Source organism: Paenibacillus sp. IHBB 3054 (genome assembly GCF_051594305.1).
GTDB lineage: Bacteria > Bacillota > Bacilli > Paenibacillales > Paenibacillaceae > Paenibacillus_AQ.
In genome coordinates this window covers 18,222-39,012 of the sequence record NZ_JBOFBG010000006.1, presented here as the reverse complement: position 1 = coordinate 39,012, position 20,791 = coordinate 18,222, and the positions used below count along the sequence as shown (strand labels likewise).

Sequence of the window (20,791 nt, the reverse complement as noted above, 5' to 3'; positions counted from 1 at the left end):
TTCATAGAATAGTTACATAGGAGGTACATATCATTGTTGAAGAACAAATTATTAGCCTTGATTCTGACGGGGATTTTAACCATCGGCAATATGCTTCATCCGGGGATCAATGCAGAGGCGGCGGCAAGCATGCCGTACACCCCAACACCGGTGCTGGGAGTCGCCGGGAATTTCAACGCCTTTATCTTTGGAGATTTCGCGCAAAGCAATGACCAGATCCACGGACGGCTTGCTGCTGCAGGGAACATTACTCTTCAAGGATATGGCGTATCCAAGGATGCTGTAGGTGGAGATGTGCTTATCGCCGGCAAAGACATCGACTTTTCAAATGGAACAGTTTATGGCACCTCTGTATATGGAGGCAGCATGAAAAGTTCAGGAGCCGATCTTAAGGGAGGCACGCGGCAGGGTCATCCGATCGACTTTCAAGCTGAGGAGCAATTTTTGATTCAGCGTTCGAGTGAACTCGCTGCTCTGAAACAAACACAGCCCTTTGTCAGAGATGGAGGGAAAATGACGATTAACGCTCCGGATTCCTTTAATGTCATTCATTTGACTGCTGCGGATTTGGCGGTTACCAACGGTCTCCAGTTCAACATTGCAGGAAATGCCACGGTAATTATCAATGTAAGCGGGAATAAGGTCGTCATTCCGGATTTTCAAATGTGGAACGGCAAACCTCACAATGTGCTGTTCAACTTCTACGAAGCTTCTTCTGTAGCAAATGGCAACACAACCATTGAAGGCACCATGTTAGCGCCTCATGCCTTTGTGGCATTCAGCCGAGCTGAGCTGCATGGTACCCTTATTGCAAAAGGATTCAGCGGTTATATTCAGATGCATCATCATACCTTTGAGGGAACGGTGCCGCCAGTCGGGCCAACACCGACGCCAACACCGACGCCAACACCGACACCGACACCGACACCGACGCCAACACCGACACCGACGCCAACACCGACACCGACACCGACACCGACGCCAACGCCAACACCGACACCAACACCAACGCCGACCGCGACGCCAACACCAACGCCGACGGCGACGCCAACACCAACACCGACGGCGACGCCAACACCAACACCGACACCAACGCCGACACCGACACCGACACCGACACCGACGCCAACACCAACGGCGACGCCAACACCGACACCGACACCGACACCAACGGCGGCACCGACAGTGACGCCGACGGCGACGCCAACACCGACACCGACACCGACACCGACAGTGACACCAACACCAACGCCGACGGCGACGCCAACACCAATACCAACGCCGGTACCGACACCAACGTCAACGCCGACACCGACACCAACACCAACGGCTACACCGACGCCGACGCCGACGCCGACACCAACGCCGACACCAACACCGGAGCCGACACCGACACCAACGCCAACACCGGTGCCAACGCCGGAGCCAACACCGACACCAACGCCAACGCCGGAGCCAACACCGACACCAATACCAACACCGACGCCGACGCCGACACCAATACCAACGCCAACACCGGTGCCAACACCGACACCAATACCAACACCGACGCCGACACCAATACCAACGCCGGTACCGACACCAACGCCAACGCCGGTACCGACACCAACACCGGTGCCAACGGTAGATCCAACGCCAGCGCCGACGAGTGTAGCGCCAACGGTAGACCCGACGCCAGTGCCGACAAGCGTAACGCCAACGGTAGACCCAACGCCAGCGCCGACTAGTGTAGCGCCAACGGTAGACCCGACGCCAGCACCGACGAGTGTAGCGCCAACGGTAGACCCAACGCCAGCACCGACGAGTGTAGCACCAACGGTAGACCCGACGCCATCTCCGACACCAACGGTGATTGGTACGAATGACGATCAGGAGATTACGATTGATGAGGATCCGCTGCCTTTGGGCCCTGTGACCAAACCTTCGTCTGTGCAGCCAACGCCGGAGACTACTCCAGCGACTGTCCCAGTACCTGCTTCGGTACCGGATGAAGAAATTATTCTTGATGAAGAAATTCCGCTGGGGACTGTGGATCCAGCCGAGAGTCTGCCGCAAACGGGTGAAGCCAGCCCGGCACCTTATTATATTACCGGTCTCGCTATTGCCGGAGTAGGTCTGCTGCTGAGCAGAACGGCAAGAACCAGCAGACGAAAACGCTGAGGCTTTCATTGAATCACACTCGGGCCAATAGCAGTCCAGACGCCATGTTCTAAACATAATTCAGGCCGCTTACGGGAGAGAAAATCCCGGAAGCGGCCTTTTTATAGGGTGTTTCTTACGTTTTGAGGGTTATTATACAACAATGGTTTAGATTTCAATCCATCTGTTATATGTACATTTCTCGCAGGCGAGGCTACCATGTTATACTATGCAGAAATCATTGCGGAGCCCGCATGATTGTGACTGGAGTATCCCACAGCTACGAGAAGGAAAGGTGAGAATATTCATGTGGAGTGTAATTATACTGGCGATTATTATATTCATTGCCGGAGGATTGACCTATGCGGGTTTCTTTTTCTATGGAGTGGCGATCCATCGGGCGCCTAAGGAGTTTTTGGCGAAATCACCCGCGCTGAAGGTAGATCCGCCGGTGGCCGGGGCATCCTGGGGAGAAGGGGCGGAGTGGATCGCCCGGCAGAGCTTCCGGAATGTCGACATGAGCTCAGAGGATGGACTGAAGCTGCGGGGTTATTATCTGCCGTCAGAGCGGGCAGCCGGACGTACAGCAATCGTTGCCCACGGCTATTCCGGCAAAGCCAAGGATATGGGGGCCTACGCCAAGATTTATTATGAAAACCTGGGCTATAATGTGCTGATTCCCGATGCCAGGGGACATGGTGAAAGCACGGGCAATTACATAGGATTTGGCTGGCCCGAACGCCGGGATTATGTAAAGTGGATCGAATACATCATTGAAGAGAATGGGCCGCAGGCGCAGATTGTGCTGCATGGGGTGTCTATGGGCGGAGCAACGGTGATGATGACCGCAGGTGAAGAGCTTCCGCCGCAGGTGAAGGCGGTTGTTGCCGACTGCGGGTATAGTTCGGTCAAAGCACAGCTCTCTTATCAGCTCTGGCGGATGTATCATCTGCCAAGCTTTCCCTTCGTGCAGATTGCCAGTCTGATTACCCGGCTGAAAGCAGGCTATTTCTTCGGTGAGGCATCAGCGCTGAAGCAGGTGCGTAAGGCACGGGTGCCGATCCTGTTCATCCATGGCGATGCCGATAAGTTCGTACCCTATGCCATGATGGACAAAGTGTACCAGGCATGCCGCAGCCCCAAGGATAAGTTCGTAGTGCATGGCGCGGGGCATGGACTTGCGTATGACACGGATAAGGCGGGATATATCAGCAAGGTAAGTGAGTTTGTTAACCGGTACGTGAAGTAGTCCAATAACCCCGGGAAAGTAGACGCGCCTACGTTCGGGTGTGTTTATTCCCTGAGTCGATCGAGTGTATTAGTTATGTACCTGTTAATGTATTGCGCAATGTATCACATGATCATTAAAGTATCATCTCTCTATCGCTTTGTACTTTACGATAGAAAGATGATACTTTTAAGAATGAGGGAAGCATATTGATAAAAAGATGTTCTAATCAGTTTCATTGTAAGTGATTGCTTTTGAGAATAATTCGAACTGTTTGTCTTTGGCGTATTTATTTGTTATTTGAGCTTCATAAGTGTACGAGAGCCCATTATGACGAGCATATATTAATAATGAATCATTAATTTCTGTATAGAGAAGGTCGAGACCATTTACAGTTTTTGTGTTCATGTTATTAGCGAATTCTACTTCAATGTCGCTTACAGAAAGTGTAAATACTTTGTCGCCCTCATATGGACCATAAAGCAACTCAATACTTTTATCATAAGCTTCTTCTTTCTCTTTTTCACCCTTATTGTCGGTGTAAGTTATTATAACTGTATTTTGAGGGAGTTTATCGGTTTCTAATCCCCTTTTAACAACTATTTCCTTTATATCCAAACCATCAATTTTGGGTATTTCGGTGAGAGGACTAAGCTTCTTAACTTTTTCATTAGCTTTCGCGAGATCAGCATCTCCAGATGAGGAACATCCTAAAATTGAAGTCAGTGTAAGTACTAAAAAAAAGAATGCTATTTTTTTGCTTTTTTTAATCATATGCCCTCCTTAGAGTCAATAAAAACTTAAACTTATTTAATTGAATTTACAAAATCCAAAAGTTGTGACTCATCAATCCCTGATTCTGCAATTACAAAATGACTTTTGTAAACGTTTACCATTTCTAGTATATCACAAGGATAGTAAAAATATGTCGATTATTTGGATATTTTACAGGATCTAAAGCCCTTTCTTTGCCCGGCTGAAGGCTGGGTATTTCTTCAGTGAAGCATCGGCGCTGAAGCAGGTACGCAAGGCAAAGGTGCCGATTTTGTTTATCCATGGCGATGCAGACAATTTTTTTTCGTGCCTTTCCACGTGATGAATGAGTTGTATGAGGTATGTAACAGCCCAAAAGAGAAATTCGTAGTGCATGGCGCGGGGCATGGACTTGCGTATGATACGGATAAGGCGGGATACATCGGCAAAATAAGCCAGTTTGTTGCCCGTTATGTACATTAGTTCCGGATAAACCCCTAGAAAGTAGACGCGCCCGATATCCGCAAGCTGCGGATATCGGGCGCTTATATGTTCCACATATGGCGGCGTTCCTTGCAACGGGGAACGGCACGTCCATATCTTCTCGTATATTTAATCCCCCGCCGTTTGTGAGCGAAACGGGTGTCGTAATTCCCTGTTATTTCCAGCAGCCGTATGGCGAGAATAATCCTTCCAAAACGACAAAAGCCCTACCTCTCTTTTGTCCTTGCGGCTCCGTGGCCGCGCCAGTGTGAATCGGAATGCTATGTTCGAATTTAGTCTCATAAAAAGGAAGAGTCATGCAAGAAAACGTAAGATTTTGTGTCCAAAATGCCGATAATAAATAGAAAGTACCAATCGGCCGACATCTTCTTGATGGGGATGTATATACACGAAAACAAATATTACTTTATTATACCACGGAATATATAGTAATGCAAGTGGAACATAAGCAGCAGGGTAAGGCTGGAAATGGGGGAACAGATGAATATATACGGGGTGTTTTTGAAGAAGCAGATCAGAAATTATTTTTTTGGCTCCGTGATTGCCGTACTTGCGGTGGGAAGCCTGTTGCTGCTCTCTTCTCTGCAGATAAGTGCGGTGGAGTATTCCCGCCTGCTAATCGTATTGCTGCTCTCTTTTTCAATTATGGCAATCACGGAAGTCAGTGTGTTCATGAATCAACTCAAACCGATACGGACTGCAATGAAAGAACGGCGGCCTACGCTGGCCATGCTGGAAGAAGCTTATCTCTACACCCATCGAATGCCCAGAAATGCAGTACAGCGGATTCTAGGCCCGCATCTTCTCGGGTTATCCTTGCCGGCGGCGCTAATGACCTTCTGGATGATTCACACCGGATTAATCAACCTCCCTTATTTCTATCTGCTGCTGGCCATGGTCGGGGCGACTCTGGTGGCGTGCATGCATGCGCTGATCGAATTTTTCCTGACCTGCTCGGCCATTGTTCCGCTAATTAAAGAATTCAGAAACCGGGCTTTGGATATGTATAATGTGGATTTCTCGCTGGAAGGGCATGTATTTGTAGCCATCCGCCCAAAATTTCTGATCAGCTGTATGCTGATCGGGACGTTTCCGCTGTTTCTTTTCATCATGGCAACACATATCCGTTTGGACAGCCTCAACAGCAGTTCGCTTGCCGGCTTGCAGAGTTATTGGGCTTGGGCAGGGATGGTGCTGATGGTAGGTACATTATTCTCCTCCATTGCCGCCTGGCTCCTGACTAACAGCGTTCAACACCCGATCAATGAACTATACAAGGCAATGAATAACGTCAAGGACGGGCGCCTCTTGCAGGTGCAGGATGAATATTCCGATGAATTTTCCAAGCTGGTGGCCGGGTTTAATATGATGGTGCGGGGGCTTCAGGCCCGGGAACAGCAGAACAGACAGCTTCTGGACAGCTACTTCACCACGCTTGCCGTGGCTCTGGATGCCCGTGATTCCTATACCGCGGGACATTCACTGCGGGTGGCGGAGTACTCGGTCATTATTGGACAATTGGCGGGGCTGACGGGTCAAAGGCTCGATGACCTGCGGAAATCAGCTCTGCTGCATGACATCGGCAAAATCGGTGTGCCCGACAATGTCCTGTTTAAAGAGGGAAATCTTACGGATGAGGAATTTGATCAGATTAAGAGCCATCCGGTGCTTGGGGAAAATATTTTGCGGCAGATTGAGCCTGTGGAGAAGATGGCGCCTTACATAAGTGGAGTCCGCTCACATCATGAGCGTTACGACGGCAAAGGTTATCCGGATGGCCTTGTCGGAATGTCCATTCCGCTGCATGGCAGAATCATTGCCGTAGCCGATGCCTACGACGCCATGACATCGGACCGCCCCTACCGGAAAGGGATGGATCATGAACGGGCGCTGGCTATTCTGGAACAGGGCAGAGGGAGCCAGTGGGATCCTGAATTCGCCGGATTATTCCTGGCATACTTCGGAAAAACGGCAAGTTCAGAAGAAGAGGATGTTCCCGGAAGGGCGGGGTGAAACGGGCAAGCAGGGTGTTGCTTGCTGTTTATCCTAATATTTCTTGCGGAAGCGGATACCATCCAATTTATGGAGGTATCCGCTTCTCGTTGCGTGCCTATTTTGTGAACTGGTCTTTAAAACCGACAATTAACGACTACATTCATTGAAGGATTGAGGGTAGACCGTTATAATTATTAAGTCTGGATTTTAATTAAAAAATAAGGGAGAATTTTATGAAACGCGCAGATGTGCTGCTGGTTTCCATCGTGCTCATTGCCGCTCTCGCTTTTCTTGCACCGAGGTGGTTTACAGACGATAAAGGCGGCCCGGGGAAAAATCTTGTGGCCAATATAATGGTGGACGGCAAGCTGTTCAAGACGGTTCAGCTTACAGAGGAAGATCAAACGGTAGAAGTCCGTACCGATCGTGGGTATAACATTTTAAAAGTGCATGATTATGGTATTGAAATGTATGACGCCGACTGTCCCGATAAGGTATGTCTAGGTTTTGGGTTTATTACCTTGCCCAAGCAGACGATCGTCTGTTTGCCGCACAGGGTATTAGTAGAAATTGCAGGCGCGTCGGGAGGAGATGATATAGATGCCTATGTCCAGTAGTGAGTCTTCAACGGCCCTGAAAAGAACGGTGATTGTAGCACTCTTTGCTGCAGTGGCGGTTGTGCTGAGTATTGTGGAAGCCCAGATTCCACTCGTAGGGATGGGGCTGATGCCTGGTGCCAAGCTGGGATTTGCCAACATTATGATTTTGACCTGCATTTATTTTTTGCGCGCACGTGACGCATTTGTACTGGTAATCCTCAAGACCTTGCTTACCGCATTTTTGCTGGGTACCTTCTCAAGTCTGCTGTTCAGCTTGTTTGGTTCATTGTTCAGCTTTGTTGTCATGTACCTGCTCGTCCGTTTTGGCGGAAAAAGACTCAGTGTCATTGGGATCAGTATTGCCGGTGGACTGGCCCATAACACAGGGCAGCTGCTCGCCGCTTCCATAGTGTTGAAATCATCGAGCACGTTCTACTACTTTCCGATGCTGCTGATTACCGGAGTGGTGACGGGGATTGTCGTCGGTTTCGCGGTGCGGTATGTGGTAGCCTCGTTATCCAAAATATCGCTGTTTGAAGAGTTCTTGGGCGGAACGGGTCACTAGCTGGGAAGGATGACTAACATGAATGAATTTAACAATGAGCTGGAAGCTGGAGCGGAACCGCCAGTGATCTCACTGGCAGGCGTATCGTTTGGATATAACCCGGAGCACCCTATCCTCCAGAATATTACACTGTCTATCCAGCAGGGGGAATGGGTAAGCATCGTGGGACCGAACGGCTGCGGCAAGTCAACGCTGGTCAAGCTGCTGAATGCCCTGCTGCCTAAAAGTGCCGGAGATATCTTCATCTGCGGCCATAAACTGCAGGAAGAGAATATTGGAACGATCCGTCAGTGCATTGGCATGGTGTTCCAGAACCCTGACAACCAGTTTATCGGGGCAACGGTAGAGGAAGACATCGTATTCGGCCTGGAGGGGCTGTGTTTACCCTACGCGGAGATGGAAGAACGGCTGAAATCCTATGCCATGAAGCTGGGGATCGACCATCTGCTGGCCAAGCATCCCGGCGAGCTGTCGGGAGGCCAGAAGCAGCGGGTCGCCATTGCCTCCATTCTAGCCATGAAGCCAGGCATCGTCATCTTTGACGAGGCCTCTTCCATGTTGGACGAAGGAAGCCGGAACGAGCTGATGGGCATTTTGCAGGATATGCGCGCGGAAGGGAACTATACCCTTCTAATGATTACACACGATGCCGATGAAATCCTGGCCTCGGATCGCGTGCTGGCCCTGCACGGGGGTGGACTGGCGGCAGATGTAACCCCTGCGGAATTGTTCCGGAATGAAGAGCTTCTGGAGAAGTGCCACCTGCGGGAGCCGTATCCTTGGCAGCTTGCCCGTGAACTGCAGAACCTGGGGATCAAGGTGGATGTTCCCGCCAGTGAAAAGGAGCTTATAGACACATTATGGCCATACAACTACAACAAGTAAGCTACACCTACGCGGACCGGAGCCTCTGGAGGCAGACAGCGCTGCACGGGATTAATCTTAACATCCCCAGCGGATCGATGGTGGGCATTGCCGGGGCAACCGGCTCGGGAAAATCGACACTTCTGCAGCTGTTCAACGGAATTCTGAAGCCGACGGAGGGGACGGTCAGTGTGCTTGATGTGACTATCCGCGCCGGCGAGAAATCTCCGAAGCTGCTGCCGCTGCGCCGCCGGGTCGGTCTGGTCTTTCAGTTTCCCGAGCAGCAGATGTTTGAGGAGACGGTAGAGAAGGATCTATGCTTCGGCCCGCTTAACTTTGGCATGAGTCTTGAAGAAGCCAAGGAGCGCACGCGCAAGGCGATGACGGACATGGGGCTCGATCTTGGACTGCTGGAGCGCAATCCGTTCCGTCTAAGCGGCGGACAGATGCGTAAGGCGGCCATCGCTTCGGTGCTGGCCATGGACCCGGATATCGTTGTGCTGGATGAACCGACAGCGACACTCGACCCGATCAGCCGGGCGGAGCTGATCGGGCTGCTGGAGCGGCTCTGCCGCGAGCAGGGCCGGACAATTATCATCGTGACGCACCGGATGGATGAGCTGCTTCCCTATGCCGACCGCTGGGTGCTGCTTAAGGAAGGCGAACTGGCTTTTCAAGGCAGCAGCCAGGAGCTTGCCGCCGATTCGGATATTCTGGAACGCTGCGGCCTGACGGTGCCGCAGTCGCTCCGCTACTGGCGGGCGGTTGCCGACCGCTTCGGTCTTGCGGGGGAGAAGCCCCGGTTGACCGCGGGCAGCCTCGCCGAGCTGATTGCTTCGCTGCCTGGAGCAGCGGAGGGCCCGGGCCTTGCAGGAAAGAGGGATAGCTATGAATGATCGGCTGCTGCTCGGGCGCAGCATTGAGACCGGCTCCTGGGTACACAAGCTGGATGCCCGGGCCAAAATCATCGGGATGATCTTATATTTAGTTGTTATTTTACTGTCGCATTCCTGGATGGCGATGGCGCTGCTGGCCGTATTTTCGATAGCGGTCATGTCATCAACCCGAATATCGCTTAAATATTTCGTCAAGGCGGCCAAGCCGCTGCGTTATTTAATGTTGTTTATCTTTGTCGTTCAGGCCCTGACCGTTAAGGAGGGTGATGCGGTGTTCTCTATCGGCTCTTTTTCGCTGCATGAAGGCGGGCTGCGGCTGGCCGCGTTTTCCGTCATCCGCATGTTTTTCCTGATCACCTTCACGGCCTTGCTTACCTTCACTACAAAACCTGCGAAGCTGAACCGGGGTCTGGAGGGCATCCTGACCCCGTTCAAAAAGCTGGGGCTGCCGCCGGAACGGATTACGCTGATGATCAGCATCGCCCTGCGCTTCATTCCGACGATTCTCGACGAATCGCAGATCATCATGAAGGCGCAAGCCTCGCGCGGAGCCGACCTGAAGGAGCTGCCGCTTAAGGAAAAAGGGCGGATGCTCGTCTCGCTGCTTGTGCCGGTAATCTCCAGCGCCTTCCGGCGCGCTCAGGATTTGGTCTATTCCATGGAAGCCCGCGGGTTCCGCATGGATGCGCCGCGCAGCCGGTATCACCGCCTCAGGTGGGGCTGGGCCGACACTGTTTTTGTCGCTATGTTCATCATCATGGGAGTTGCAGTAGCATTATTGTAATTTTAGGGGGAAACAAAAATGGCACGTTATTTTAATGGCAAGGAAATCGAACTGCTGGCACCGGCGGGAACGTTTGAAATTTTCAAGGAAGTGGTGCAGTCGGGATGTGACGCAGTCTATTTTGGCGGTCCTGTGCTGAACATGAGAATGATGCGCAAAGGCTACAACCTGTCTCATGAGGAGATTATTGAAGCCCTTGCGATCGCCCACAGCCTGGACAAAAAAGTATATATTACGGTAAACAACCTGTTCAGTGAGGACGATGTGGAGGAAGCCAGAGAATATCTTCGTTTTCTCGACGGAGTTCATCCCGATGCACTGATCGTTCAAGATATGGCTGTGCTGGAGCTGATCCGCGAGATGGAGCTTACGCTTCCGGTCCACGCTTCGGTGATGATGAATGTGCACAATCTGGAGATGGTTTACGCGCTGCGTGATCTTGGGGTAAGCCGGGTGGTGACCTCGCGTGAGATGGATCTGCAGACGGCAAAGCTGCTGGGGCAGCGGAGCGGCATGGAGCTGGAGTATTTCATTCACGGCGATATGTGCTCTGTGCACGGGGCGAACTGCTACTTCAGCTCACAGGTCTTCGGCATGAGCAGCAACCGGGGCAAATGCATGAAACCTTGCCGCTGGGATTACCGGATCAAGAAAGACGGCTATGTCTTCCCGGCTGAATATCCGCTGGCTGTCAAAGACATGTTCATGTATGAGCATCTTCCGGAGCTGATTGAGTCAGGCATTACTTCTTTTAAAATTGAGGGCCGGATGCGCGACAAAGAGTTCATGGTGATGCTCGCAAACAGCTATGGTGAAGCCATTGACCGTTATATTGAGGATCCAATTGGTTTTGACCGTACCGTAGATACCAAAATGCTGCACCAAAACCGGAAACGCGACTTTTCCACCGCGTATGCTTTTGGCAAGCCGGGACTGGCAAACATCAACCGCCGCTATGAAGGAACAGGCAAATTTTACAGCACAGGCAAGGTATTCAGTACACCTACTGCAGAGCGGGAGCTATCGGTGGACCGGGTAATGCAGCTGCGTGAGCGGCTTGCGGAAGGCAGACGCAGTGAGCAAAGTAAACCGGAGCTTGCGGTACGCGTGAATAATATGGAGCAGGCCCGATTGGTGCTTGAGCTGGGTGTAGATCATCTATATCTGCCAGGTGATGTATTTGAGCCGGACCGTCCGTTTACGAAGCAGGACATTAAGGAACTTGGCGCCTTAAAAGGAAAGACAAAGCTCTACCTTGGGATGCCGCGGATGATGACGGAGCTGCATTTTGATCAATACGATCATTTGCTGAACGGGGAACGCCTGCCGATTGACGGGCTGCTGATTACGAACCTTGGAGCGATTCGCCGTTTCGCCCAGACGGGATACCCGATGATCGGGGACGCCAATCTGAATGTATACAATCATCTTTCTGCCGGGCTGTATGCCGGACTGGGACTGGCTAAGCTAACGGTTTCACCGGAAATGACGATGGAGCATTTTGCATCCTTTACCTCCCGTTGCGAGCTGCCGCTCGAAGTTGTCGTTCACGGCACACCGGCGCTGATGTATATGGAGCATGATTTGTTCGAGAATACCGAGGTGATGGAGCCGATTGGTGAAGAAGACAACCTGTATGTAAGCAATGAGGTACTGGTGCTGAAGACGGATAAAGGCGAGAATCCGGTGTACCGTGACCAATACGGCCGCTGCCACCTGCTGTTCTCCAAGGAGCTTTGCTATCTGCCTATGGTGGAGGAGATGAAGGGCCTTGGCATTACCAGCTTGCGGATTGAAGGAGCGACCTATAGTGTGGAAGAGCTGCGAGGTATTATTAAGGTTTATCAGGCAGCAATCAACGGTTCTTTGGAAAAAGAAGAGCTGCTCGGCGGGTTGAAGCCGGTGTATGCAGGTTATACCCTGGGTTCGCTGCAGTTTAATTGATATTTAAATTTTTAAGGGTTTCTGCATAGTAATTTTACCGGTAAATGCTAGAGTGATAAGTTATTTTTTTCACAAACTATTGCACTGATTTATTTTCCATATTAAGAGAGTTATAGAGGAGCAGCAGAAGGAGAGGACCATAGATGGAACAACAGCAATTCATTGGAAGAGATGGGGTAGCCGCTAAAAGAAAGCAGTATTTCTATCCCTGCACCGCACACTTTTACCGTGATGCCCCGCAATTGGTACGCGGAAGCATGCAGTTTGTCTATGATGAGAACGGCAAGCAATATACGGACTTTTTCGCCGGGGTATCCGTCGTGGCCTGCGGCCACTGCAACCCGGCGATTACAGCTCGCACAATCGAGCAGCTTCAGCAGCTCCAGCACACGTCCACGGTCTACCTAACACAGCCGGGTGTGGACTTGGCGGAACGGCTCGAGCAGCTGCTGCCGGGCAGCTTGCGCCGGACCTTCTTCGTCAACAGCGGCTCAGAGGCCAATGAAGGGGCTTTGCTCCTGGCCCGAATGCATACCGGCCGCAAAGGGTTCATTGCCCTGGAAAGCGGGCTGCACGGACGGACTAATCTTACGATGAGCGTCACCGGCCTCCAAATGTGGAGAACCGACAAGTATCTGGATGAGGATGTAACGTTCATTGCACGCCCGTATGATCCTGAACTTACGCTGGAAGAGGCCGGTGTGCGGTCGCTCCAGAACCTCGAACATGTGCTGCAGGAGAAAGGGGACCACATTGCTGCGATGATCGTCGAACCGATTCAGGGCAATGGCGGCATGATTATGCCGGTCTCCTGGTATTTCCGCGAAGTCAAGGCGCTGCTGGACCAATACGGTGTGCTGCTGATTGATGATGAAATTCAGACCGGATATGGCCGCACCGGAGCCATGTTCGCCATGGAGCATTTCGGTGTGGTTCCCGACATCATCAGCATGGCCAAGGCGCTGGGCAACGGGGTGCCGGTGGCTGCCTTCGCGACTACGGATGAAATTGCCGCCTCGTTGAACCGGCCTTCAGCCTCCACCTTCGGAGGCAATCCTGTCTCGGCGGCTACGGCACTGGCCGTATTGGATTATATTGAGGGCGAACGGCTGGCGGAACGGGCGGCAGAGCTTGGAGAGCGGCTGAAGCGCGGTCTGCAGCAGCTGCAGGAGCGTTATCCGGCACTGATCTCCGACGTGCGGGGTACCGGCTTGATGCTGGGGGCGGAGCTGGTTGGCAGCGACGCCGTTCCTGCGGCAGAGCTGACGGACGATGTGCTGGAAGAGATGAAGGACCGTGGCTATTTGATCGGAAAAAACGGTGTGAACCGCAATGTTCTCGCCTTTCAACCGCCGCTGATCGTTACAGCGGAGGATATTGATGGTATGATAAAAGCACTGAATGAAGTGCTGCTTCAAGCCTCACACCCTCACAGGAAATGAAGATAAAGGAAGAATGATATGGTTATATTGAATGCTTTCAAAACCACCGCGCTCAAGCTGAAAATGTTCAGCGAACTGGTTATGTTCTCGCATACGCTCTTTTCGCTGCCGTTTGCGATCATCTCGATGGTATGGGCTGCCGGGGGATGGCCCTCCGGCCATATGATGCTGTGGGGGCTTATTGCCTTAATCGGGGCGCGCAACGGCGCGAACGCCTTTAACCGGCTGGTGGACCGCACCTTTGACAAACAGAACCCGCGCACGGCGCACCGCCATCTGCCGCAGCGGCTGCTTGCGGAGAAGGAAGTCATCCTGTTCATTGTCATCAACTACGCGCTGTTTATAGTCGCTGCCGGGATGCTGAACTTGCTTTGTCTGCTGCTGTCGCCAGTGGCCATTGTCCTGATCTCTACTTACTCCTACACGAAACGGTTTACCTTTCTCAGTCATCTGTACCTGGGCTTTGTCATTGCCTCGGCACCGATCGGTGCCTGGTTCGCCGTGACAGGAAATATTGCTTTTACGCCGTTCGTGATTGGTACAGTCGTGATGCTCTGGATAGCCGGCTTTGACATCATTTACGGCACTCAGGATATCGACTTTGACCGGCGGCACGGGTTGTGGTCGATCCCCAGCTTCTTCGGGCTCGAAAATGCACTGCGGATCTCCAAAGGTCTGCATTTCATTATGATCCTGCTTCTGCTGTTCCTCTATCTCTGGCGTGATCTGGGCTGGATGTATCTTGTGGGCATCGGTATTGCCACGCTGCTTCTGATGGCGGAGCATAAGATCATCAAGCCGTCGAACCGGAAGCTGATGAAGGTGGCTTCTTATAATTTGAATCAGGTGATCAGTATGGTGATATTGCTGTGTACGCTGATTGATTATTTTTACGTTAGCTAGGGGTATGGAGGCTTCGGGCGATTAGGAAAGGCTGCGCTCCGGGGAATGTTTGGACTTCCGGCCGCTGTTATGTTTGGATTTCCTAATTTTGTTCCGCTGTCTGCGGTAGAAATCCAAACATAAAGGCGGGCGCTATCGCTCCTCCAGTTCCAAACTTCCCCTCCGCTCCGCGTCCTAATCCGCCTTGGCACCCCGTAAGGCTAACACAAAAAAAATAACATGCCTACCCAGCGGGGGGTGGCAGAAGAGCGCGGAAAGCTTAGGCTTGCGCGCTTTTTTGCGTGGGGAAGGAGGATTCAAAGCAGACAGCTTTCCTTTATTCCTGTATCCGGACTAAGGAGACGCTATTCACCTGATCTTAGCTCATTTCCTTTGCACGCGGACTGGAGAAACCTTATTCCTGAAGAAAGCAGCAAAATGGGCTTCGAAAATGCAAAGTAACTGCACTGCGGTCCGATAGAGCACGGATATTGAGTTAATTCTCGAAATAACGTCGCTGGAGTCCGATAGCTAATCACAGCACCACTTTGGACAAAAATGTCCTATCCAGCCCCTGTCTACAACAAAGAAAAGAAGTTGAATATAGGCGAGTGTCATTGCTAAACATGCTCACGCACGCACGCTCATGGACGCACACGCTCACACGCACACGTACGCTGTGCTGCGTTTACTTTTTAGCATAGCAAAAAGGGCAAGGATCCTAATCCAGACTCCGTTTGAGTATGTGAGGATGCGAAGAATAGTATGACAGTTGAATACATACAAAAGAGAGCCCGCGCTGTGGGGCTCTCTTTTGTATGTGGAACATAGTATTTAGGGGAATGGCTTACTCCATTCAGCATCCATTGGATCCCTAAGCCGGACTTCAGCGGTCACGTCCCGCGAAGTACTGCAGCAGCGTCTCCAGGTCGGCATTCGCCGGATAGCTGGAAAGTTGCTGCACTATGGCTGAGGCCTGATCCAGGTAATTCTGGCTGACGTCCTCGGTACGGGATAAGGCATCGCTGCGGTTGATTAGCTCCAGTACCTCGGCGACTTCCTTCCCGGATGAGCCGGGGCCGATCCTGCGGATGAGAGGGGCCAGCTCAGGGTCCTGAAGTGCAAAGAGGGTGGGCAGGGTAACCTGGCCGTTGCGCAGGTCGCTTCCGGCCGGTTTGCCAAGCACCTCGGCAGATTGGGTGAAGTCCAAGAGATCATCCTGGATCTGAAACGACATTCCGAGCGCTTCACCGAAGGCATAGAGAAGATTCGCCACTTCTTCAGTGCTCTCAGCGGACAGTGCGCCTACCCTGAGGCAGGTAGCCATCAGCAGTGCTGTTTTGTTACGCGATTTCTCCAGATACTGTTCAAACGTCAGATTATAATCGTAGGCATGCTCCATTTGCTGGTATTCACCCAGACATAGTTGAGCGGTGGCTACGGAGGATAGATCATGGACGTAGCGGTTTTTGTCACCTGTATATTTGCTTAAGAGCTCAATGACGCGGGCGGACATATAGTTTCCGATATGCACAGCGGATAATACACCTGTTTTGGTATGAAGCGCTGCCCCGCCCCGCCGAAGCTCGGCATCGTCAATGATATCATCATGAATTAAAGAGGCCGCGTGAATAAACTCGGCAGCAGCAGATAATTGCAGCGCTCTGCGGCCTGGAGACTTGCGTCCGAACCGGCTGCCCACAATGACCATCAGCGGACGCAGGCGTTTCCCGCCTGAGCCGATCAGCTCAAGAATACTCTGGGCCAACTGTGACTTTTTGGGCACATCCCGGTCACGGGCTACAAGATTTTCAATTTCGCGGTTAATTTCATTGATGTCTATATTCAAGGCTTCATGCAGCTTCATAGTTAAGATTCCCACCTGTCAAATGGCTTTGCTTGTGCGGTTCTGCTGCCTTTGCTCTTGGAGAAGGAATCCTTCAATTCCCGCAGCCGGATTTTGATCCGTGAAGTCTCCATTTGCACGCCGTATCTGCATTTTTTTGATCGAGGGAGCCAAATATGCAACCAGATCCAGCTCGCGGCATTTCACCGCAAACTGAAGGTAGAAGCTGTATAAGTAATCTCCATCCAAAATGTTGCGGGTCAGGTCGGGATGATGTGGGACACATTCCATATGGCGCCTTGCTGCCATGGTAAGAATCGTGTAAATACCTAGCAAATGGACTTTGCGGTTATATTCCAGATCATGGCGTTCCAGTACCGGGAGCAGCTGCTCACATTCTGCCGGAGAGAGATGCAACTGAATTCCGGCAATCGGTGACATTTCAGTCTGCAATAGCCGGAAGGTATCTTCAATGAGTTGTTTGTTCACCCTATTCTCTCCTTCTTGTCGGTTTTGCCGGAAGAAACCATAGCCTTGATTATCCCTACAAAACCATTATTTAAAATAAAGACAGGCGGTTGCTTGAATCATTGTTGCTTGCTGGAAGATCAAATACAAATTAGGACGTGAAAGATACTTTCACCTGTGTAAATAAGGAGAGTAATGTGTCCTAGGGACACATTACTCTTATGAACATCATATTCAACTGCAGCGGTATTTCATTCCTGCCTAACGTCAGTCGGTATACAGATACCATCGCCGGACGATCGGTATCCTTTTCCACTGCTTCTTGAGCCAAGGAAGAACATAGTAATCCAGACCGAAGATGCTGCCGGATCCGCCGATTGTGGCGATTGCCGCCCCAACATACCAGAGCATTTCCGTCGACGCCATCTTCGTAGACCAGATCATGACGGCCATACCGATGGTAGCGATCGAAGCAATTGCTGTGAACAGACCTACGATAAGCATAATACCAAAGACGATTTCGGCACAAACCATACCGATTTGGAACCATTTAGCCAGGAACGTATAAGTTCCGTCATTGTTGTAGAACATTAGATCCATGAACCAGTTCGTAATATCATATACGAAGCCTGGAACCGGCAAAGCTTCAACCGCTTCTTTGGCTGTCGTAACTGCAGAAGCAGCCGACTGTGCATCCACTGTGTCTTTTACTGCATCCACGGCAACGCTGGCCGATGATGCGGCATCTGTAGCGAATGGAGCTGCAGGAATCAAGAAAATCTTATCCGGATCTTCCCATATCTTCTTCATCTTGTCGATACCTTCATACAGCCACATGCCCCCGAGAAGCATGCGGAGCGGAACGAGCCAGAAGTTCGGCGAACGTTTGGAGAAGTGGCCGCCGAGGAAGCTCTTGCGGTTTTCCACATGGAAGAACTCATGCATCATATAAGTCCAGACTTTGTTGAAACCAACAACCTGGGACAGGTAGAACATATTGATAAAGTGTTTGGAGAGCATAGCCATAAAGCCGGTAAGCATAAACAGCTTGCCTGGAAGGCCGACGTTGGCCACACCGTAGCGGCTGCCTATGGAAACCATTGTACCGTGGAAACCTGGTTTGTAAGCCTTCTTGGCAGTTCCTTTGATGTCGGCGGTAATGTTGCCGGCAATAACTGGAGCTGCCTGTTCGGCGTTCTCAACCATTTGCGGTACAGGACGTGTTTCGCCTTCAGGGATGAAGAAGATGTTATCCCCTACAACGTATACGTTCTTGTGGTCTACACTTTCAAGGTTTTCGTTCGTTACAATCCGCTTGCGTCCTTGTTGCTGAACTTCAAGGTTGCCAACAATTTCCGAGCCTTCAACACCGGCTGTCCAAACGATGGTCTGTGCATCCACGATGTTTTTCTCACCGAGAGCCACACTGCCTTTGCCTACCTCGGTGATCTTGGCGCCTGTAACGATTTCTACATTCATCTTGCGAAGGCGGGCTTCTGCTTTCTGGATCAGCTTATCCGGCAGGATAGGCAGAATCTTAGGAGCCATATCGGCTACAATCAGCCGCACTTCAGATGGGTCGATGTAGAACTCTTTGCACAATTCTTCGCGTTGTTCGGCCATTTCCCCAACCAGCTCGACACCTGTAAAGCCGGCGCCGATAATAACGAAGGTCAGCATGGAACGGCGTACAGCCGCATTTTTTTCTTGAGCCGCTTTGGTATACATATCGCGGATTTGACGTTTGAGCGCAACCGCGTCGTCATAGGACCAGAAGGAGAAGGTGTTCTCTTCAGCTCCCGGAATCCCGAAGAAAGTAGGTTTGCTGCCTGTGCCGATTACAAGGTAATCATAAGCATAGGTAGCTTTGTCGGATTTAAGCTTCTTATTCTTGAAATCAATGTTGCTGATTTCGTCAAGAACTACATCTACTTTAAGACCTGCAAAGATTTTCTTCAGATCAATCTTAATTGAATCCTCGGGCGCGCGGTTCGCTGAAACCTCATGCAGCTCAGTCAATAGAGTGTGATAGGGATTCCGGTCGATCAGTTTGATTTCTACATCTTTGTCGTTCTTAAATTTCTTTGCCAGTTTCTTAGCCGTGAGTACGCCGCCGTAGCCGCCGCCCAAAATGACTATTTTTTTCAAGAGAAACTCACCTCATTCGTCTGATTAGCTGCAAGAGGAGTGCGAATTATTATTTCGCGCCTTCGAGTGCTTTTTCTGCCAGTGTAAAGTATTCGCCTACGTGGATAGAAACGCCGGAAATGGCATCTGTTTTGCCTTCGGCATCCAAAGTAGGAGCAGCACCTTTGTTTTCAAGGAAATACTTTTCAGCCAATGCGATTTCTTCATGCCATTCAGCAGAAGCACCGCCGGCTTTCATGCCGTATTTGCCGTCTACAGAGAATTGTTTCTTATCGTCGCCAGCAGCATTCAAACCGCTGAATTTAACAGCAACAACATTTCCGTTTGCAACAGTCAGGTCAACTGTGGATTTCCAGCCGGATTCTTTATCCATTTCGCCTTCTGCATGATATCCGCCATCTTTGTAAGCACCAGCTTCGGCAGGACCGGCAGCAAGTGCAGCTTGAGCAGCAGCGACAAAGTCATTTACATGTACGGATACACCGGAGATTGCATCTGTATGTCCTTCAGCATCAACAGTGATTGCTGCAGGATCTTGTTTTTCGATCAGGTAAGCTTCGGCTTTAACTGCTTGCTCATGCCATTCGGATTGAGCACCGCCCTTTTCAACCAAACCGTATTTACCATCTTCAGAAACTTTTTTCTTCAGATCGCCTGCGTTTTTAACGTTAAAAGCATTCCAATCAGCTTTGGTGATTTTTCCGCCTTCTACAGTCAGCAGGGCGTAAGTTTGCCAGCCGGTTTCTGCATCAGCTTCAATAGTTCCGAAGTAAGTACCGTCCTTGTATTTTCCAGTCTCTGTTCCAGCAGTGTTGCTGCCGGAGTTGGTAGCTGGTGCAGTAGTTTCTACAGGAGCATTTGTTGGTGCAGCGTTGTTAGCATCCTTGTTGTTGCCACAACCCGCGAGCAGAGTACCGAGTACAAGAGCGCTCGACAAGATTACAGAAGCTTTTTTCATTTGATATGACCTCCAAAAATAGTTTAAAATATATATATTAAAATGTAAAACATTTTAATAGTCGTTGGAAGTGACAAAAATCACTTTATAAATGACATATGTCACGTGTACCCAAGGCTTTAGACCCTAATTGTAGCATTACCTTGACATATATCGGTCAGCATTAGAAAAAAATTTAGACATCTTGTTTCTACTTCGATGGCATTTTAGCACAAGGGAGGGGAATATCATGTGAAAATAATCACTTAACGAACAAAAAATTAATTTACATCTGGATTATATCAATTTTTAAAATATATTGATACCCATTTTAAAAGACTATTATGTGACAAAATACGACTTCATTCCGCAGACTGTCCAGATTCATATCCGGGGAGCACGGTTAAGTATTTACTAGACATGAGCTTCTAAACGATACCTAAATAAGGCTAAGGAGATGACATGTAATGGATAACAATGTGGTTAAGGGAAAATGGCTGCAGCTTAAAGGGGAAGCCAAAAAACAATGGGGCAAGCTTACTGACGATGATCTTGACGTAATTGACGGCGAGAAGGATAAATTGGTCGGTAAATTGCAGGAACGTTACGGACATACCAAGGATGCCGCAGAGGCGGAATACCATAGCTGGGAGAAGTCGTTCCGCAGCTAGCGGAAAATCAGGCCTCGTGACAGGATAATCCCATATTCATGAAGAGGCGGTGTCTTATGGACAAATCCCAAGTTGTAACCGGCAGGAAGAGCCTACTATAGAGCTGAAAGACAGGAGCGCAAATCG

Annotated in this window: 18 protein-coding genes; 12 read left to right on the top strand and 6 right to left on the bottom strand. The window is 50.5% G+C overall.

Annotation, left to right across the window (positions count from 1 at the left end; translation table 11 throughout):
- Window positions 1–33 precede the first annotated feature (33 nt).
- Window positions 34–2,160: a collagen-binding domain-containing protein gene (locus ACQ76X_RS09375; protein ID WP_438493235.1), complete on the top strand. Its 2,127-nt coding sequence runs from the start codon at window positions 34–36 to the stop codon at window positions 2,158–2,160.
- A gap of 286 nt (window positions 2,161–2,446) precedes the next feature.
- Complete coding sequence (locus ACQ76X_RS09370) at window positions 2,447–3,388, top strand: alpha/beta hydrolase (protein WP_438493233.1); 942 nt, start codon at window positions 2,447–2,449, stop codon at window positions 3,386–3,388.
- Window positions 3,389–3,592: 204 nt separating this feature from the next.
- On the opposite strand, the gene ACQ76X_RS09365 is transcribed toward ACQ76X_RS09370, so the two are convergent.
- Window positions 3,593–4,141 carry a hypothetical protein gene (locus ACQ76X_RS09365; protein ID WP_438493232.1) on the bottom strand — a complete coding sequence of 183 codons (549 nt, stop codon included), beginning with the start codon at window positions 4,139–4,141 and terminating at the stop codon, window positions 3,593–3,595.
- A gap of 180 nt (window positions 4,142–4,321) precedes the next feature.
- Complete coding sequence (locus ACQ76X_RS09360) at window positions 4,322–4,678, bottom strand: hypothetical protein (protein ID WP_438493231.1); 357 nt, start codon at window positions 4,676–4,678, stop codon at window positions 4,322–4,324.
- A 426-nt stretch (window positions 4,679–5,104) separates the two neighbouring features.
- On the opposite strand from ACQ76X_RS09360, the gene ACQ76X_RS09355 reads away from it, so the two are divergent.
- The 9 genes from ACQ76X_RS09355 (at window position 5,105) to ACQ76X_RS09315 (ending at window position 14,616) form a co-directional block, all read left to right on the top strand.
- Entirely contained in the window at window positions 5,105–6,637 is a 1,533-nt protein-coding gene (locus ACQ76X_RS09355) for an HD domain-containing phosphohydrolase (protein WP_438493229.1), read from the top strand.
- 215 nt (window positions 6,638–6,852) lie between these two features.
- Complete coding sequence (locus tag ACQ76X_RS09350) at window positions 6,853–7,236, top strand: NusG domain II-containing protein (protein WP_438493228.1); 384 nt, start codon at window positions 6,853–6,855, stop codon at window positions 7,234–7,236.
- Window positions 7,220–7,783, top strand: a complete 564-nt coding sequence (locus ACQ76X_RS09345; RefSeq protein WP_438493226.1) for a Gx transporter family protein — start codon at window positions 7,220–7,222, stop codon at window positions 7,781–7,783. Before ACQ76X_RS09350 ends, ACQ76X_RS09345 begins: the two co-directional genes overlap by 17 nt.
- A gap of 18 nt (window positions 7,784–7,801) precedes the next feature.
- Window positions 7,802–8,668: an ATP-binding cassette domain-containing protein gene (locus ACQ76X_RS09340; protein ID WP_076113707.1), complete on the top strand. Its 867-nt coding sequence runs from the start codon at window positions 7,802–7,804 to the stop codon at window positions 8,666–8,668.
- A complete protein-coding gene (locus ACQ76X_RS09335) occupies window positions 8,644–9,543 on the top strand; it encodes an energy-coupling factor transporter ATPase (RefSeq protein ID WP_341377159.1) in 900 nt (299 codons plus the stop codon). Before ACQ76X_RS09340 ends, ACQ76X_RS09335 begins: the two co-directional genes overlap by 25 nt.
- Complete coding sequence (locus tag ACQ76X_RS09330) at window positions 9,536–10,327, top strand: energy-coupling factor transporter transmembrane component T family protein (RefSeq protein WP_438493224.1); 792 nt, start codon at window positions 9,536–9,538, stop codon at window positions 10,325–10,327. Before ACQ76X_RS09335 ends, ACQ76X_RS09330 begins: the two co-directional genes overlap by 8 nt.
- A gap of 18 nt (window positions 10,328–10,345) precedes the next feature.
- On the top strand, window positions 10,346–12,271 hold the full coding sequence (locus ACQ76X_RS09325; protein ID WP_438493222.1) for a peptidase U32 family protein: 1,926 nt from the start codon (window positions 10,346–10,348) through the stop codon (window positions 12,269–12,271).
- A gap of 143 nt (window positions 12,272–12,414) precedes the next feature.
- Window positions 12,415–13,713, top strand: coding sequence for an aspartate aminotransferase family protein (locus tag ACQ76X_RS09320; protein WP_438493220.1), 1,299 nt, complete (start codon window positions 12,415–12,417; stop codon window positions 13,711–13,713).
- Window positions 13,714–13,731: 18 nt separating this feature from the next.
- Window positions 13,732–14,616, top strand: a complete 885-nt coding sequence (locus ACQ76X_RS09315; RefSeq protein WP_038585336.1) for a UbiA-like polyprenyltransferase — start codon at window positions 13,732–13,734, stop codon at window positions 14,614–14,616.
- A gap of 865 nt (window positions 14,617–15,481) precedes the next feature.
- Here ACQ76X_RS09315 and ACQ76X_RS09310 read toward each other — a convergent pair.
- From ACQ76X_RS09310 to ACQ76X_RS09295, 4 genes are all read right to left on the bottom strand, one after another.
- Window positions 15,482–16,462 carry a polyprenyl synthetase family protein gene (locus ACQ76X_RS09310; protein ID WP_438493218.1) on the bottom strand — a complete coding sequence of 327 codons (981 nt, stop codon included), beginning with the start codon at window positions 16,460–16,462 and terminating at the stop codon, window positions 15,482–15,484.
- An 18-nt stretch (window positions 16,463–16,480) separates the two neighbouring features.
- Complete coding sequence (locus ACQ76X_RS09305; protein WP_438493217.1) at window positions 16,481–16,930, bottom strand: hypothetical protein; 450 nt, start codon at window positions 16,928–16,930, stop codon at window positions 16,481–16,483.
- Window positions 16,931–17,176: 246 nt separating this feature from the next.
- On the bottom strand, window positions 17,177–19,057 hold the full coding sequence (locus ACQ76X_RS09300) for an FAD-dependent oxidoreductase (RefSeq protein ID WP_438493216.1): 1,881 nt from the start codon (window positions 19,055–19,057) through the stop codon (window positions 17,177–17,179).
- A gap of 49 nt (window positions 19,058–19,106) precedes the next feature.
- Window positions 19,107–20,015, bottom strand: coding sequence for an FMN-binding protein (locus ACQ76X_RS09295; RefSeq protein ID WP_438493214.1), 909 nt, complete (start codon window positions 20,013–20,015; stop codon window positions 19,107–19,109).
- Between the two features lie 446 nt (window positions 20,016–20,461).
- On the opposite strand from ACQ76X_RS09295, the gene ACQ76X_RS09290 reads away from it, so the two are divergent.
- Window positions 20,462–20,665 carry a CsbD family protein gene (locus tag ACQ76X_RS09290; RefSeq protein ID WP_438493213.1) on the top strand — a complete coding sequence of 68 codons (204 nt, stop codon included), beginning with the start codon at window positions 20,462–20,464 and terminating at the stop codon, window positions 20,663–20,665.
- The last annotated feature ends 126 nt before the right edge of the window (window positions 20,666–20,791 follow it).

Excerpts from the sequence above, each read along its gene's own strand:
- ACQ76X_RS09345 (WP_438493226.1), top strand. The coding sequence starts at position 7,220 with ATGCCTATGTCCAGTAGTGAGTCTTCAACGGCCCTGAAAAGAACGGTG.
- ACQ76X_RS09365 (WP_438493232.1), bottom strand. The coding sequence starts at position 4,141 with ATGATTAAAAAAAGCAAAAAAATAGCATTCTTTTTTTTAGTACTTACA.
- ACQ76X_RS09315 (WP_038585336.1), top strand. The coding sequence starts at position 13,732 with ATGGTTATATTGAATGCTTTCAAAACCACCGCGCTCAAGCTGAAAATG.
- ACQ76X_RS09320 (WP_438493220.1), top strand. The coding sequence starts at position 12,415 with ATGGAACAACAGCAATTCATTGGAAGAGATGGGGTAGCCGCTAAAAGA.
- ACQ76X_RS09370 (WP_438493233.1), top strand. The coding sequence starts at position 2,447 with ATGTGGAGTGTAATTATACTGGCGATTATTATATTCATTGCCGGAGGA.
- ACQ76X_RS09290 (WP_438493213.1), top strand. The coding sequence starts at position 20,462 with ATGGATAACAATGTGGTTAAGGGAAAATGGCTGCAGCTTAAAGGGGAA.
- ACQ76X_RS09325 (WP_438493222.1), top strand. The coding sequence starts at position 10,346 with ATGGCACGTTATTTTAATGGCAAGGAAATCGAACTGCTGGCACCGGCG.
- ACQ76X_RS09335 (WP_341377159.1), top strand. The coding sequence starts at position 8,644 with ATGGCCATACAACTACAACAAGTAAGCTACACCTACGCGGACCGGAGC.
- ACQ76X_RS09330 (WP_438493224.1), top strand. The coding sequence starts at position 9,536 with ATGAATGATCGGCTGCTGCTCGGGCGCAGCATTGAGACCGGCTCCTGG.
- ACQ76X_RS09350 (WP_438493228.1), top strand. The coding sequence starts at position 6,853 with ATGAAACGCGCAGATGTGCTGCTGGTTTCCATCGTGCTCATTGCCGCT.
- ACQ76X_RS09340 (WP_076113707.1), top strand. The coding sequence starts at position 7,802 with ATGAATGAATTTAACAATGAGCTGGAAGCTGGAGCGGAACCGCCAGTG.
- ACQ76X_RS09295 (WP_438493214.1), bottom strand. The coding sequence starts at position 20,015 with ATGAAAAAAGCTTCTGTAATCTTGTCGAGCGCTCTTGTACTCGGTACT.
- ACQ76X_RS09355 (WP_438493229.1), top strand. The coding sequence starts at position 5,105 with ATGAATATATACGGGGTGTTTTTGAAGAAGCAGATCAGAAATTATTTT.
- ACQ76X_RS09310 (WP_438493218.1), bottom strand. The coding sequence starts at position 16,462 with ATGAAGCTGCATGAAGCCTTGAATATAGACATCAATGAAATTAACCGC.